Annotated in this window: 12 protein-coding genes; 7 read left to right on the top strand and 5 right to left on the bottom strand. The window is 61.1% G+C overall.

Features of this window, described 5'->3' with window-relative positions:
• Positions 1–108: 108 nt before the first annotated feature.
• Both M5G20_RS20150 and M5G20_RS20145 read left to right on the top strand, forming a co-directional pair.
• Positions 109–1,110 carry an AAA family ATPase gene (locus M5G20_RS20150; protein ID WP_273920495.1) on the top strand — a complete coding sequence of 334 codons (1,002 nt, stop codon included), beginning with the start codon at positions 109–111 and terminating at the stop codon, positions 1,108–1,110.
• Positions 1,107–2,438, top strand: a complete 1,332-nt coding sequence (locus M5G20_RS20145; protein ID WP_273920494.1) for a DUF58 domain-containing protein — start codon at positions 1,107–1,109, stop codon at positions 2,436–2,438. The genes M5G20_RS20150 and M5G20_RS20145 overlap by 4 nt, the downstream gene beginning before the upstream one ends.
• 20 nt (positions 2,439–2,458) lie before the next feature.
• Here the strand turns inward: M5G20_RS20145 and M5G20_RS20140 are convergent, their stop codons facing one another.
• Together M5G20_RS20140 and M5G20_RS20135 are read right to left on the bottom strand one after the other, a co-directional pair.
• Positions 2,459–2,818, bottom strand: coding sequence for a PilZ domain-containing protein (locus M5G20_RS20140; protein ID WP_150733725.1), 360 nt, complete (start codon positions 2,816–2,818; stop codon positions 2,459–2,461).
• Between the two features lie 246 nt (positions 2,819–3,064).
• On the bottom strand, positions 3,065–3,448 hold the full coding sequence (locus tag M5G20_RS20135) for a tetratricopeptide repeat protein (protein WP_273920492.1): 384 nt from the start codon (positions 3,446–3,448) through the stop codon (positions 3,065–3,067).
• A 171-nt stretch (positions 3,449–3,619) separates the two neighbouring features.
• On the opposite strand from M5G20_RS20135, the gene pyk reads away from it, so the two are divergent.
• On the top strand, positions 3,620–5,071 hold the full coding sequence (pyk, locus tag M5G20_RS20130) for a pyruvate kinase (RefSeq protein WP_150733727.1): 1,452 nt from the start codon (positions 3,620–3,622) through the stop codon (positions 5,069–5,071).
• Positions 5,072–5,260: 189 nt separating this feature from the next.
• Here pyk and M5G20_RS20125 read toward each other — a convergent pair whose 3' ends face one another.
• The 3 genes from M5G20_RS20125 to M5G20_RS20115 are packed head-to-tail and all read right to left on the bottom strand — an operon-like array spanning position 5,261 to position 8,073.
• On the bottom strand, positions 5,261–6,010 hold the full coding sequence (locus M5G20_RS20125) for an enoyl-CoA hydratase-related protein (protein ID WP_273920491.1): 750 nt from the start codon (positions 6,008–6,010) through the stop codon (positions 5,261–5,263).
• Between the two features lie 28 nt (positions 6,011–6,038).
• On the bottom strand, positions 6,039–6,974 hold the full coding sequence (locus tag M5G20_RS20120) for an iron-sulfur-binding ferredoxin reductase (RefSeq protein WP_273920490.1): 936 nt from the start codon (positions 6,972–6,974) through the stop codon (positions 6,039–6,041).
• Entirely contained in the window at positions 6,967–8,073 is a 1,107-nt protein-coding gene (locus tag M5G20_RS20115) for a GGDEF domain-containing protein (RefSeq protein WP_273920489.1), read from the bottom strand. The genes M5G20_RS20120 and M5G20_RS20115 overlap by 8 nt, the downstream gene beginning before the upstream one ends.
• A 378-nt stretch (positions 8,074–8,451) precedes the next feature.
• On the opposite strand from M5G20_RS20115, the gene M5G20_RS20110 reads away from it, so the two are divergent.
• The 4 genes from M5G20_RS20110 (at position 8,452) to M5G20_RS20095 (ending at position 14,846) form a co-directional block, all read left to right on the top strand.
• Positions 8,452–9,975, top strand: a complete 1,524-nt coding sequence (locus tag M5G20_RS20110) for a fumarate hydratase (RefSeq protein WP_150733731.1) — start codon at positions 8,452–8,454, stop codon at positions 9,973–9,975.
• A gap of 155 nt (positions 9,976–10,130) precedes the next feature.
• The gene (locus M5G20_RS20105) at positions 10,131–11,897 is read left to right on the top strand and encodes a sensor histidine kinase (protein WP_273920488.1); all 1,767 of its coding nucleotides are present in this window, start codon (positions 10,131–10,133) and stop codon (positions 11,895–11,897) included.
• Entirely contained in the window at positions 11,891–13,216 is a 1,326-nt protein-coding gene (locus M5G20_RS20100) for a sigma-54-dependent transcriptional regulator (protein WP_273920486.1), read from the top strand. The genes M5G20_RS20105 and M5G20_RS20100 overlap by 7 nt, the downstream gene beginning before the upstream one ends.
• 310 nt (positions 13,217–13,526) lie before the next feature.
• Complete coding sequence (locus M5G20_RS20095; protein WP_273920485.1) at positions 13,527–14,846, top strand: MFS transporter; 1,320 nt, start codon at positions 13,527–13,529, stop codon at positions 14,844–14,846.
• Positions 14,847–15,056: the final 210 nt, after the last annotated feature.

Here is a 15,056-nt window from a genome sequence, read left to right as displayed (position 1 = left end):
GCCACTCACTCGTGCCACATGAAAAATCATGGAAAAAGTTAAACAAGGTAAGTGACTGATTTTATGGAAAATAAAACAGATTCAAGCGATAGCAAGGCAGGAGTCGTCGTGAGTGAACCGATCGGTCCCGATGCATCCAGCCATGCCGCGCAACAACGGCAACGCGCCAGCCAGCTGGCTCAGGCAATACGCGTCGAACTGCAAAAAGCCGTCATCGGCCAGGACAGCGTGATCGACGATGTGCTCACGGCGTTGATGGCCGGTGGTCACGTGTTGCTCGAAGGTGTGCCCGGGCTGGGCAAGACCTTGCTGGTGCGAGCGCTGGCGCGTTGTTTCGGCGGTGAATTTGCGCGCATCCAGTTCACCCCGGACCTGATGCCCAGCGACGTTACCGGGCACGCGGTGTACGACCTTCAGACCGAGCAATTCAAACTGCGCAAAGGGCCGCTGTTCACCCACCTGCTGCTGGCCGACGAGATCAACCGCGCCCCGGCGAAAACCCAGGCGGCGTTGCTCGAAGCCATGCAGGAGCGGCAAGTCACCCTTGAAGGTCGCGCCCTGCCGATTGCCCAGCCGTTCATGGTGCTCGCCACGCAAAACCCCATCGAACAGGAAGGCACTTACCCGCTGCCGGAAGCCGAGCTGGATCGCTTCATGCTCAAGGTCCGCATGGACTACCCCGACGCCGAGCAGGAATTGAACATGGTGCGTCAGGTCAGCCGATCGACCCGAGCCGACATGCTCGATGTGCAACCGCTGCGCACAGTGCTCCAGGCCAAGGATGTACTGGCCTTGCAACGCATCGCCAGCGACTTGCCGCTGGATGACCAGGTGCTCGACTACGCCGTCCGTTTGGCCCGCACCACTCGCAGCTGGCCGGGCCTGACCCTCGGCGCCGGGCCTCGGGCCTCCATTGCGCTGGTGCGTTGCGCCAGGGCACGGGCCTTGTTGCGCGGTGGCGAGTTCGTCATTCCGGATGACATAAAAGGCTGTGCCCTGGCGGTGCTGCGCCATCGCGTGCGCATCGCCCCGGAGCTGGATATCGAGGGACTTGAAGTCGATCAGGTGTTGCGCCAACTGCTCGACCAAGTGCCGGCGCCGCGCTTGTGAAACCCACCCGCCTGCTATTGCTCTGGCTGGGTGTTTTGCTGGCCATCGGCATCGTGCTGGGCGCGTTGCAGGCGCTGGACGTTGCGTTGCCGACGTATGTGTCGCGGATCAACTGGGGCTTGTTGCTGGCGCTATTGGCCCTCGCATTGCTCGACGCCATCCGCCTCAAACGACTGCCCTCCCCACGCATTTCACGACAAATGCCCGGCAGCCTGGCACTTGGTCGCTGGAGCGACGTGCGCCTGAGGGTCGAACATGACTTCGCCCAACCGCTGGACATTCAGGTGTTCGACCACGTGCCGCCAGGCCTGAGCTTCGAAAGCCTGCCGCTGACGCTGACCCTGCAACCCGGTCAGCAAAGCTTTATGGCTTATCGGCTACGCCCGCTCAATCGCGGTCACTTCAGTTTTGAACACTGCGAAGTCAACCTGCCCGGCCCGTTGGGCCTCTGGTCAGACAAACGCTTGCTGAGCCTGACCGATGACACCCGCGTCTACCCCGACTTCGCCCGCCTCTATGGCGGTCAGTTATTGGCTGTGGATAACTGGCTGAGCCAACTCGGCGTGCGCCAGCGACAGCGCCGTGGCCTGGGGCTGGAGTTTCATCAGTTACGCGAATTTCGCGAGGGCGACAGCCTGCGCCAGATCGACTGGAAGGCCACTGCTCGGCAACGCACACCGATAGCCCGGGAGTATCAGGACGAGCGCGACCAACAGATCATCTTCATGCTCGACTGCGGTCGCCGCATGCGCAGTCAGGATGACGAGCTTTCGCACTTCGATCACGCGCTCAATGCCTGCCTGCTGCTGAGTTATGTCGCCTTGCGCCAGGGTGACGCGGTCGGTCTCAGTACGTTTGCCTGCGACACACCGCACTACCTCACGCCGGTGAAAGGCACCGGGCAACTCAACACCTTGCTCAACAGCGTTTATGACCTCGACAGCAGCCAGCGCGCCGCCGACTATCAAGCCGCCGCCACGCAACTGTTGGCACGGCAAAAACGCCGGGCTCTGGTGGTGCTGATCACCAATCTGCGCGATGAGGACGATGAAGAACTGCTGACGGCCGCCAAGCGCCTGGGTCAACAGCACCGAGTGCTGATTGCCAGCCTGCGCGAAGACCTGCTCGATAACCTGCGGGAAACAACGGTGCAGACCTTGCCCGAGGCATTGGCTTATTGCGGCACGGTGAATTATTTGAATGCACGGGCCGAACTCCATGAGCGGTTGAGTGCTCATGGTGTGCCGGTGCTGGATGCGCGACCAGGGGAACTGGGCACGCAGTTGGTCACCCAGTATTTAAGCTGGAAGCGTGGCGGCAGTGTTTAAGATCAGAAGACCCCAGCCTCTCAGGCCGAAGCCGGCAACGGCAGAAAACTGAAATACTGCCTCAACGCCTCCACCAGTTGCCCATACTCAGGCGGCGCCCGCTGCAGGCTGAACCCGGCGTCATAATGGTGAGGGGTCGCGTCTTCGTGGCACCACAGGCAACACGCCCGCAGGTCAATGACCTGTTGGCAGCGGTCGCCGACGGGAATCTTCAGGCGCAAATCGAAGTCAGCACCGATCATCATCGGCAACTGACTGATAAGCATCAGCCCGTCTTCGGAGACATTGCCCAGAAATCCGATGGGCTTGTCTGTAATGCTGTTGAACACTTTCAGAAAATACGGCAGTTGATGCCGCTCGATCCGGCGGTCAGTGAACATGCTGAGTTCGCTACACAAGGCCCTTAAGCAGGGCCGCACTAATGCTTCGGAACGGACCTGCCCGCAGTTGCGCAAATGGCAAAGCGGCCCGCTCTCCCCGATCCTGGTGCGACAGTCCGTGAGCCGCTGTCGCTTACTCCTGCCGATCACAGGTGTTACGACGGTTTAGAAACAATGCTCTAAAACCGGTCTATTCGACTATAGCTCACCACCACCGGTCGGCCAGCTATTGGATGACAACCTGCATCAGAACTGCGTCGGGCGCACTGCCGCGGCACTGCGTATCGGGTAATGGCCCAGGCTCTGCAATGTTTCCAGGCGGGCGCGGGCGCGGTAGGCGTATTCGCTGTGCGGATACGAGGCGATGATGAATTGGTAGGTCTGGGCCGCGTCGATAAACATCTTCTGCCGTTCCAGGCACTGGCCGCGCATCATCGATACCTCCGGCCACACATAAGGCCGCGCCCGGCTGGCGCGCTCGACCTTGGACAACTCGAGCATCACTTGCTCGCAATTGCCCCGGTCGTAAGCACTGTAGGCGAGATTCAAATGATGGTTCATCGAGAAACGGGTGCAGCCCGTGACACTGAGGACACTGATGGCAAGGGCGGCAATGAGCACGAATCGCATGGGGGATCTCCTGTCTTGAACGCTGTATCGACCCGTCAGCGGAAATCTTCAGGCAGCCTGGCGCAAAGTTGTTCGGTTCAATAAAGAAAGCGATAAGTAGTGCAAACGAACAATGACTACAACTGCGGAGCATAGTAGCCTCACTCAGCGCTTGAACTCAGGAGTCTTTGCATGTCCGTCCGTCGTACCAAAATCGTCGCCACCCTTGGCCCGGCCAGTAACTCGCCGGAAGTTCTCGAACAGCTGATTCTGGCTGGCCTGGACGTCGCCCGTCTGAACTTCTCCCACGGCACCCCCGACGAGCACAAGGCTCGCGCCAAGCTGGTGCGTGACCTGGCTGCCAAGCACGGTCGCTTCGTCGCCCTGCTGGGTGACCTGCAAGGCCCGAAAATCCGTATCGCCAAATTCGCCAACAAGAAGATCGAGCTGAAGATCGGTGATCAATTCACCTTCTCCACCAGCCATCCTCTGACCGAAGGCAACCAGCAGGTGGTCGGCATCGACTACCCGGACCTGGTCAAGGACTGCGGCGTGGGCGACGAGCTGCTGCTCGACGACGGCCGCGTGGTCATGCGCGTCGATACCGCCACGGCTACCGAGCTGAACTGCACCGTGACCATCGGCGGCCCGCTGTCCGATCACAAAGGCATCAACCGTCGCGGTGGCGGCCTGACCGCTCCGGCCCTGACTGAAAAAGACAAGGCTGACATCAAGCTTGCTGCGGAAATGGAAGTCGACTACCTCGCGGTGTCTTTCCCGCGTGACGCCGCCGACATGGAATACGCCCGTCAACTGCGCGACGAAGCCGGCGGTACTGCCTGGCTGGTGGCGAAGATCGAACGCGCCGAAGCCGTGGCCGACGACGAAACCCTCGACGGCCTGATCAAGGCATCCGACGCCGTGATGGTGGCCCGTGGTGACCTGGGTGTGGAAATCGGCGACGCCGAGCTGGTGGGCATCCAGAAGAAAATCATTCTGCACGCACGCCGCCACAACAAAGCGGTGATCGTTGCGACCCAGATGATGGAGTCGATGATCCAGAACCCTATGCCGACGCGCGCTGAAGTGTCCGACGTGGCCAACGCCGTGCTCGACTACACCGACGCCGTAATGTTGTCGGCTGAAAGTGCTGCCGGTTTGTACCCGCTGGAAGCCGTGCAAGCGATGGCGCGCATCTGCGTCGGCGCTGAAAAGCACCCGACCAGCAAGACTTCCAGCCACCGCATCGGCAAGGAATTCACCCGCTGCGACGAGAGCATTGCGCTGGCGACCATGTACACCGCCAACCACTTCCCGGGCGTGAAAGCGATCATCGCGTTGACCGAAAGCGGCTACACCCCGCTGATCATGTCGCGCATCCGTTCCTCGGTGCCGATCTACGCGTTCACCCCGCACCGTGAAGCCCAGGCCCGTGCGGCGATGTTCCGTGGCGTGTACACCATCCCGTTCGACCCGGCTTCGCTGGCGCCGAACGAAGTCAGCCAGAAAGCGATCGACGAGCTGGTCAAGCGCGGCGTCGTGCAGAAAGGCGACTGGGTCATCCTGACCAAGGGCGACAGCTACCACACCACCGGCGGTACCAACGGCATGAAGATCCTGCACGTTGGCGACCCGATGGTCTGAGTGACCGAACGCTGAAAAACAAAAGCCCCGCCCTGTGAATGGCGGGGCTTTTTGTTTTTTGATCCAACAGGTGTCTCGTCTGATCTGGCCCCATCGCCGGCAAGCCAGCTCCCATAGGTTTTGTGAACGCCACATACTACTGTGAGAGCGGGCTTGCCCGCGATGAGGCCCGTACAGGCGACGCTCATCTCAATGCCTGTTGATAAACCCTGCCAACGCCGCCAGCGCCTCCGGCGAACGCAGCCGCTGGGTGAACAATGCGCCCTCTTCTTCTATTACCTTGCGCAACAACTCTTTGTCCGGCGCCCTCATCAACTGCTTGCTGATGCGCACCGCTTCCGGCGGCAGCGATTCGAAACGCAACGCCATCTCCCGCGCCTTGGCCAACGCCTCTTCGCCACTGCCCAAGGCTTCGGACGCAATGCCCCACGCAGCCGCCTGTTCACCATTGAATCCCTCACCGAGCAGCAGCAACTCAGACGCTTTCGCATGCCCAAGCAACCGCGGCAAAATCAGGCTCGAGCCGAACTCCGGGCACAATCCCAGGTTGACGAACGGCATGCGCAACCGCGCATCGCGGCTGACATACACCAAATCGCAATGCAGCAGCATCGTCGTGCCAATGCCCACCGCCGCACCGGCCACGGCGGCCACTACCGGTTTGCGGCATTCGAGCAGGTTGAGCATGAAATGGAACACCGGGCTGTCGAGGTTGCCCGGCGGTTGCTGGATGAAGTCAGCGATGTCGTTGCCGGCAGTGAAACACTCACTGGAGCCGGTGATCAGTACCGCATTGATTTCAGGGTCGCTGTCGGCCTGTTTCAACGCTTCGGCCAGGTGGCTGTACATGGCGCGGGTCAGGGCGTTTTTCTTGGCGGGGCGATTGAGGCGTAGGGTCAGCAGGCCGCGTTCGCGTTCAATCTGGATGGCATCAGTCATGGTCGGTCTCGCGTCTGAAAATCAGCGCTCAACCACGGGGCAGGAACACATCGGCCAGCAGTTGATTGCGCGGCAGTCCCGCCAGGTAAAGACGCCGGGCAAAGGCGTCGACGCTGTCGGGGGCTCCGCAGAGTAAGGCCAGGGTTTGCCGGGAAACAAGCCGCAGTTGCGCCAAAGCCGCGGGTAACTCGGCCGGGGTCCAGAGCTCGATGCTCAGGTTCGCACGGCTGGCCGCCATGGCTTGCAGGGGCTTGGCCAGATAATGTTCGTCAGCATCATGGGCCAGGTGAATGACGCGTATCTGGCCTTGGTGATCCTGACGCAAAGCCTCACGCAACACACCGAACAACGGCGCCAGTCCAGTGCCGGCGGCCATTAGCCACAACGGCCGAGCGTGCCAGTCGGGATCGTAATGCAACGCCCCACCACGCAACTCGCCGAGGCGCAGCGGATCGCCGATCTTCAACTGACGGGCCGCGTCACTGAACTCGCCGGGCTGGCGACAATCGAGGTGAAACTCGAGAAAGCGGTCATCTTCGGGCAGGCTGGCCAGGGAATAAGGTCGCGCCACGTTCCCCGCCCACAACACCAGGTGCTGACCGGCCCCGTAGCGCAACGGCCGCTGCGGAGTCAGGCGCAGGCGCAACACACTGGGGCTCAACCAGTCGACCGCCGCGACCTCGGCGGGGCGGCCATCCTGTTGCGGGTCGAAGGTGTGCACCTGCAAGTCCTCGACCACCTGACACTGGCACGCCAGACGCCAGCCTTGCTGGCGTTGCTCCACGCTCAAGGCATCGGGGCGGCTGTCGCTCGGCAGTCCTTGCACGCACTGCACCAGGCACGCATGACAACTGCCGGCGCGACAGCTATAGGGTACTGCCACGCCGTTCTGATTCAGTGCATCCAGCAGATTGCTGCCTGCAACAACCGGCCATTGGCGATCACCGACGCGTAACTCAGGCATCGACGTTTTCCCACGCCGCCGCGCAACGGTTACGACCGTCACGCTTGGCCCGATAAAGCGCCTGATCGGCTCGCTGCAAGGCATCGTCGAGGTCGTCGCCGAGCTCCAGCAACGTCATGCCGGCCGACAGGCTGAGACCGCCGACATTCAGGCCAAGCAATTGGACATCAGTAAACGCAACGCGCAGCCGTTCACAGCACGAGGTCAGACTGTCGGCATCGCAATCGGGCAACAGCACCACGAACTCTTCGCCGCCATAGCGGGCCAGAACGTCGCCGTCGCGCAAGCAGGCCGTGGCCACGCCGGCAAAGGCTTGCAGCACCTGATCGCCCGCGGCATGGCCATGCAGATCATTGATCCGTTTGAAGTGATCCAGGTCGATCAATGCCAGGCCATGCATGACGCCGGCGTCCATGGTATTGAGTTCACGGGAGGCCAGGCGCAGGAAATGCCGGCGGTTGAACAGGCCGGTCAGTTCGTCGGTGGCGACGAGGTCTTCGAGCTGGCGCATCATCCCGCGCAGCGTGTCCTGATGCGCCTGCAAGGCGAAGCGTCGCTGGCGCATACGGTGTCGCGAAGCCTGGACAAAACCGGCATACAACACCAGCCAGACCAGCACCATCAACAACACGCACACCTGCAACGCCGACAGCGCCGGGTTGGCCAGCTGGAAGTGGTAGCCCTCCCACAGCGTGATGGCACTGAAACTGAAGAACACCAGCAAGGCACAGCGCACAAATGAGCGACGGGACAGGTGAAACAGCCCGAACAGCAGGATCAAGACATAAAAAACCAGGAACGCTCCACGAGCGTCGTCCAGGTGGGCGATCAACCAGGTTTGCCAGCCCAGCCCCAGCAGCACCTGAACCTCAGTGAGGCTGGGATCGGCGAAGCGCAGGTTGCAGCCGCTGTAAAACACCGCGAACAACGTGGCCTGGCAGATCACCACCAGTGCGCTGCCGATGGCGACGCTTGTCAGCGATTGCTGATAGTGCCCGGTAAAAAACGCCAGCCACAACAACAGCAAAGCCAAGGCATAGGTGCCGGCTGCGAGGGCAAAACGTTTGAGCAACAGTCGCTGGATGGCGTTATGGGTCAATCGTTGACTCACCGAATGAAGGAGACTGACAGAGCGTCCTACTCTACAGGCCGTGTGCCACTTTAGTGGTGCGGCCGATAAATGACCATTCAATTTTCGGACCGGATAACTGGCGTCAAATACATGACCCGAATACACGCCCCCAAAATCATCGTGCTTTGACCTTTAGCTTCAAGCTTGCAGCGTGTAACAGCTTCTATGCGACCAAGGTTTGACCACGGGCGCGTGTGCCGGCCCGCGAGGCGCGGTATACTGCCGCGCCTTTTTAGCGTCGCGCCAGCAGCCCCGGCGTGCCTTGAAAGGTGCTTGCAACCGACCGATGCACCCAAGCTGCAAGCACCTTATTGAATGTTCCCGTCTTTTAGAGGAGCGCGACTCATGACCGTGATCAAGCAAGACGACCTGATTCAGAGCGTTGCCGACGCCCTGCAGTTCATTTCTTATTACCACCCCGTGGATTTCATCCAGGCGATGCACGAAGCCTACCTGCGCGAAGAATCGCCAGCGGCCCGCGATTCGATGGCTCAGATCCTGATCAACTCGCGCATGTGCGCCACCGGCCACCGCCCGATCTGCCAGGACACCGGCATCGTGACCGTGTTCGTGCGTGTGGGCATGGACGTGCGCTGGGATGGCGCCACCATGGGCCTGGACGACATGATCAACGAAGGCGTCCGTCGCGCCTACAACCTGCCGGAAAACGTCCTGCGTGCTTCGATCCTCGCCGACCCGGCGGGCGCTCGCAAGAACACCAAAGACAACACCCCGGCCGTGATCCACTACTCCATCGTTCCGGGTAACACCGTGGAAGTGGATGTGGCGGCCAAGGGCGGCGGTTCCGAGAACAAGTCGAAAATGGCCATGCTCAACCCGTCCGACTCGATCGTCGACTGGGTGCTCAAGACCGTTCCGACCATGGGCGCCGGCTGGTGCCCACCGGGCATGCTCGGCATCGGCATCGGCGGCACCGCCGAGAAAGCCGCCGTGATGGCCAAGGAAGTGTTGATGGAATCCATCGACATCCACGAACTGAAAGCCCGTGGCCCACAGAACCGCATCGAAGAAATGCGTCTGGAGCTGTTCGAGAAGGTCAACCAGCTGGGCATCGGCGCCCAGGGCCTCGGTGGCCTGACCACCGTGCTCGACGTGAAGATCATGGATTACCCGACCCACGCCGCTTCGTTGCCGGTGTGCATGATCCCGAACTGCGCCGCCACCCGTCACGCGCACTTCGTGCTCGACGGTTCCGGCCCGGCCTCGCTGGAAGCGCCACCGCTGGACGCCTACCCGGAAATCGTCTGGGAAGCAGGTCCGTCGGCCCGTCGCGTCAACCTCGACACCCTGACCCCGGAAGAAGTGCAGAGCTGGAAGCCGGGTGAAACCGTCCTGCTTAACGGCAAAATGCTGACCGGCCGCGACGCCGCGCACAAGCGCATGGTCGAGATGCTGAACAAGGGCGAAACCCTGCCGGTGGACCTGAAAGGTCGCTTCATCTATTACGTCGGCCCGGTTGATCCGGTGCGCGAAGAAGTGGTTGGCCCGGCTGGCCCGACCACCGCGACGCGGATGGACAAGTTCACCCGTCAAATCCTCGAGCAGACCGGTTTGCTGGGCATGATCGGCAAATCCGAGCGCGGCCCGACCGCGATCGAAGCGATCAAGGATCACAAAGCCGTTTACCTGATGGCAGTCGGCGGCGCGGCTTACCTGGTGGCGCAAGCGATCAAGAAATCCCGCGTGGTGGCTTTCGCCGAACTGGGCATGGAAGCGATCTACGAGTTCGACGTGAAAGACATGCCTGTAACTGTTGCGGTCGACAGCAAGGGCGAGTCGGTACACATCACCGGTCCTGCCATCTGGCAGCAAAAAATCAGTGAAAGCCTGGCGGTAGAAGTGCAGTAAGCGCTTCGACTGACCGAAAAAGGCGACGGGGATTACCCTCTGTCGCCTTTTTTATTGCCTGCGCATGCCCCGCTTGCAGAGTGAGCCGGCTCGCGCCTGCAAGGGGCGACCCATGTTAATGTGCGCCCCCACCGTTTCCTTGTGTAATGCCCAGCATGTTCGAGTTATCCCGCCCCTTGCGCCTGACGGTCTATACCGTTGTCATCATTGCTGGCGCCACGCTCGTTGCCACTCTGGCCATGCGTCACACCGTACGCCAATCCATGGTCGAAGACGCGGCCCGGGCCAATCAGCAACTGGCGCTGTACGCCACATCGCTGCATACCCTGATCGAGCGTTACCGTTCCCTGCCCTCGGTGCTGGCGCTGGACCCGCAATTGCGCGATGCCCTCCAAGGCCCGGTGAGCCCCGAGCAGCAGGATCTGCTGAACCGTAAACTGGAAAAGATCAACGGCGCTGCCGACTCCTCGACCCTGGAACTGCTCGATCGCACCGGCCTCGCCGTGGCAGCCAGCAACTGGCGATTGCCCAGCAGTTACGTCGGCCACAATTACGGATTCCGCCCTTACTTCAGCCAGACCCGCACCCAAGGCACCGGGCGTTTTTATGCCGTGGGCGTGACCAGCGGCATACCGGGCTACTTCCTGTCCAGCGCCGTGACCAACGACGATGGCCAGTTTCTCGGGGCCATGGTGGTCAAACTGGAGTTTCCCGAACTGGAACGCGAATGGCGTCAGGGCAGCGACACGCTGCTGGTCAGCGACGCCCGCGGGATCATCTTCATCGCCAATCAACCGGGCTGGCGCTATCGTCATTTGCAGCCGCTGAGCGCCAGCGATCACGCCGAACTCAAGGCGACCCGGCAGTACGACAAGCAGCCGCTGACACCGCTGGAACATCAACCGCTGCGCCATTTCGACGACAACAGTGCCCTGACGCGGGTCAATGGCCCGGACGGCCGTGCCGATTACCTGTGGGAATCGCTGCCGCTCGCCGCCGAAGGCTGGACATTGCACTTGCTGCGCCGTCCGCAGGTCGCCTTCGAAGACAGTCGCAACGCCGCACTCGCCGCTGCCGGGCTGTGGCTGACGCTGGTGTTCCTGCTGCTGTTTCTCAACCAGCGCTGGCGCCTGGCGAAGATACGCCAACGCAGTCGCGAAGAACTTGAACAACTGGTGGAAGAACGCACCCGCGATTTGCGCACCGCCCAGGAAGGCCTGGTGCAATCCGCCAAGCTGGCCGCACTCGGTCAGATGTCGGCGGCGTTGGCCCATGAAATCAATCAGCCGCTGACGGCACAGCGCATGCAACTGGCCACCCTGCGCCTGCTGCTTGATCATGGTCGCGTCGATGAAGCGTATCAGGCGCTCAAACCGGTGGACGACATGCTGACGCGCATGGCGGCCCTCACCGGGCATCTGAAAACCTTCGCCCGCAAAAGCCCCAGCGGCCTGCGCGAACGCCTGGACCTGGCGGCGGTGGTTGACCAGTCTTTGCAACTGCTCGACACCCGTCTGCGCGACGAGCAAGTCAGCACCGTGCTGCACATGACTCGTCCGGCATGGGTGCGCGGGGATGCCATTCGCCTCGAACAAGTGTTGATCAACCTGCTGCGCAACGCTCTGGATGCGATGCAGGACAAACCCTGCAAACGCCTGGAAATCCGCCTGCAGGCTGATGAACAATTGTGGCGACTGAGCGTCATCGACAACGGCAGCGGCATCGCCGAAGAAAACCTGCCCAAGGTGTTCGACCCGTTTTTCACCACCAAACCGGTGGGCGACGGGCTGGGCATCGGCCTGGCAGTTTCATTCGCCATCGTCCACGAATCGGGCGGGCGTTTGAGCGCGGATAATCACGGCAATGGCGCGGTGTTCACGATGACCCTGCCGATCGACCTGGAGGCCCATGGCTCATGCTGAATTCTGTGATGGTGGTCGACGACGAAAGCAGCATTCGCAGCGCCGTCGAGCAATGGCTGAGCCTCTCGGGTTTTGAGGTGCAGCTGTTCAGCCGCGCCGATGAATGCCTGGCGCAGTTGCCGAAGCATTTTGCCGGGGTGATTCTCAGCGACGTGCGCATGCCCGGAATGAGCGGCCTGGAACTGCTGGCCGAAGTGCAACGTCGCGACGCCGACTTGCCGGTGATCCTGCTGACCGGCCACGGTGATGTGCCGATGGCCGTCGATGCCATGCGTGATGGTGCCTACGACTTTCTCGAAAAACCTTTCAGCCCGGAAACCTTGCTCGGCAGCCTGCGCCGGGCGCTGGACAAGCGCCGGCTGGTCCTGGAAAACCGCGCCCTGCATGAGCAAGCGGACAACCGCGCCAAACTCGACACCACCCTGCTCGGGGTGTCCCGTGGTTTGCAAACCCTGCGGCGGCAGGTGCTGGATCTGGCGGCATTGCCAGTCAACGTCTTGATCCGCGGCGAAACCGGCAGTGGCAAGGAGCTGGTCGCCCGCTGCCTGCACGACTTCGGGCCACGCGCCGACAAACCCTTTGTCGCGTTGAACTGCGCAGCCATCCCCGAGCAACTGTTCGAGGCCGAACTGTTCGGCCATGAAAGCGGCGCGTTCACCGGCGCCCAGGGCAAGCGCATCGGCAAGCTCGAATACGCCCACGGCGGCACGTTGTTCCTCGATGAAATCGAAAGCATGCCGCTGGCGCAGCAGGTGAAACTGCTGCGCGTGTTGCAGGAGCAGAAGCTTGAGCGCCTGGGTTCCAATCAAAGCATTCGCGTGGATTTGCGCATCATCGCCGCGACCAAACCGGACCTGCTCGACGAAGCGCGGGCCGGGCGTTTTCGTGAGGACCTGGCCTATCGATTGAACGTCGCCGAATTGCGCCTGCCGCCATTGCGCGAACGCCGTGAAGACATTCCGTTGCTGTTCGAGTTTTTTGCCCAGAACGCCGCCGAACGCCTGGGCCGTAAATTTCCGCCGCTGAGCGGCGCGCAACTAAGTCACCTGCTGAGCCACGACTGGCCGGGCAATGTGCGCGAACTGGCGAACGTCGCCGAGCGTCAGGTGCTGGGACTTGGCGAACCGGAACCGCTGGGCATCGAACCCGGCCAGTCACTGGCGGCGCAGCAGGAGGCGTTTGAAGCGCAATGCCTGCGTGCAGCGCTGAGCCGGCACAAAGGCGATGTGAAAGCGGTGCTTGAAGAACTGCAACTGCCACGTCGGACCTTCAATGAAAAGATGCAGCGGCATGGGTTGAGCAGAGAGATGTTCCTGTAGCGTCAGGACGGGCGTCATCGCTGGCAAGCCAGCCCTCACAATGTCCGAGATGCATGCAGAAAGTCATGCACAACACAGACCCTGTAGGAGCTGGCTTGCCAGCGATGAGGCCAGAGCAGGCACTGTGAATTCACCAGCCCAATCAGCAATTTTCCGCTCACCTCCAACAAAACATGAGCGGATTTCCGCTCACCAATCCGCCCTACCCCCTCTAAACCGCCCCTCTTCACGTTGGCACAGCTCCTGCTATAGCCCCCGCAGGCCGCGTTTAATCGCGCTCCACAAAAACAATTAAACGAAGGATCCTTCAATGGATAACTCCAACGCCCTGCCCCTTGGGTCGGCTGCCATGCCGGCTAAAGAAAGAACCACCAGAAGTCGCATCAAGTCGATCTTCAGTGGCTCGGTCGGCAACATGGTCGAATGGTATGACTGGTACGTCTATGCCGCTTTCTCCCTGTACTTCGCCAAGACCTTTTTCCCCAAAGGCGACACCACCGCACAACTGCTGAACACCGCCGCGATCTTCGCCGTGGGCTTCCTGATGCGTCCGATCGGCGGCTGGCTGATGGGTTTGTACGCCGACAAAGTCGGTCGCAAAAAAGCCCTGATGGCCTCGGTTTACCTGATGTGCTTCGGCTCGCTGCTGATCGCCCTGAGTCCGAGCTACGAAGTCATCGGTATCGGCGCGCCGATCCTGCTGGTGTTCGCGCGTTTGCTGCAAGGCCTGTCGGTCGGTGGCGAATACGGCACCTCCGCCACTTACCTCAGCGAGATGGCCACCAAGGAACGCCGTGGCTTCTTCTCCAGCTTCCAGTACGTGACCCTGATTTCCGGCCAGCTCATAGCGCTGGGCGTGCTGATCGTCCTGCAGAACCTGCTGACCACCGAAGAGCTGTATGCCTGGGGCTGGCGTATTCCGTTCGCCATCGGCGCGCTGTGTGCCGTCGTCGCGCTGTACCTGCGTCGTGGCATGGAAGAAACCGAGTCGTTCACCAAGAAGGAAAAGGCCAAGGAAAGCGCAATGCGCACCTTGATGCGCCATCCGAAGGAACTGATGACCGTGGTCGGCCTGACCATGGGTGGCACCCTGGCGTTCTACACCTACACCACCTACATGCAGAAATACCTGGTGAACACCGTCGGCATGAGCATCTCCGACTCCACCACCATTTCCGCCGCCACACTGTTCCTGTTCATGTGCCTGCAACCCATCGTCGGCGGGCTGTCGGATAAAATCGGGCGCCGGCCAATCCTGATCGCCTTCGGCATTCTGGGTACGCTGTTCACCGTGCCGATCCTCACCACCCTGCACACCGTCACCACTTGGTGGGGCGCGTTCTTCCTGATCATGGCGGCGCTGATCATCGTCAGCGGCTACACCTCGATCAACGCAGTGGTGAAGGCCGAACTGTTCCCGACTGAAATCCGCGCCCTGGGCGTTGGCCTGCCGTATGCACTGACCGTTTCGATCTTCGGCGGCACCGCTGAATACATCGCACTGTGGTTCAAGAGCATTGGCATGGAAACCGGCTACTACTGGTACGTCACCGCGTGCATCGCCGTGTCGTTGCTGGTCTACATCACCATGAAAGATACCCGCAAGCATTCGCGGATCGTTACGGACTAAGCCCGTACGCGTAACAACCAAGGGGCAGACCGTCGGGGTCTGCCCCTTTTTTGTTGGGCTCAAGCGCTGCGTGCAAAATCCTTCACTCCCGAAGAAGGCGGATTAATCACGAGTTAATGCTCGCCTTCCATCCTGTACCTGTCCGATTCGATTAACTGCGATACGCGCTCTCAGACCCTGAAAGTGAAAACGTTTGACGGCCTTAATATC

This window comes from Pseudomonas sp. TNT2022 ID1044, assembly GCF_028656895.1.
GTDB lineage: Bacteria > Pseudomonadota > Gammaproteobacteria > Pseudomonadales > Pseudomonadaceae > Aquipseudomonas > Aquipseudomonas reinekei.
The sequence above is the reverse complement of the archived record's forward strand: the minus strand, read 5'-3'. Positions and strand labels throughout refer to the sequence as shown.

Bases quoted from the DNA above. Each gene is read 5' to 3' on its own strand.
- pyk (WP_150733727.1), top strand. From the start codon at position 3,620: ATGTCCGTCCGTCGTACCAAAATCGTCGCCACCCTTGGCCCGGCCAGT.
- M5G20_RS20135 (WP_273920492.1), bottom strand. From the start codon at position 3,448: ATGCGATTCGTGCTCATTGCCGCCCTTGCCATCAGTGTCCTCAGTGTC.
- M5G20_RS20095 (WP_273920485.1), top strand. From the start codon at position 13,527: ATGGATAACTCCAACGCCCTGCCCCTTGGGTCGGCTGCCATGCCGGCT.
- M5G20_RS20125 (WP_273920491.1), bottom strand. From the start codon at position 6,010: ATGACTGATGCCATCCAGATTGAACGCGAACGCGGCCTGCTGACCCTA.
- M5G20_RS20120 (WP_273920490.1), bottom strand. From the start codon at position 6,974: ATGCCTGAGTTACGCGTCGGTGATCGCCAATGGCCGGTTGTTGCAGGC.
- M5G20_RS20110 (WP_150733731.1), top strand. From the start codon at position 8,452: ATGACCGTGATCAAGCAAGACGACCTGATTCAGAGCGTTGCCGACGCC.
- M5G20_RS20105 (WP_273920488.1), top strand. From the start codon at position 10,131: ATGTTCGAGTTATCCCGCCCCTTGCGCCTGACGGTCTATACCGTTGTC.
- M5G20_RS20140 (WP_150733725.1), bottom strand. From the start codon at position 2,818: ATGTTCACTGACCGCCGGATCGAGCGGCATCAACTGCCGTATTTTCTG.
- M5G20_RS20100 (WP_273920486.1), top strand. From the start codon at position 11,891: ATGCTGAATTCTGTGATGGTGGTCGACGACGAAAGCAGCATTCGCAGC.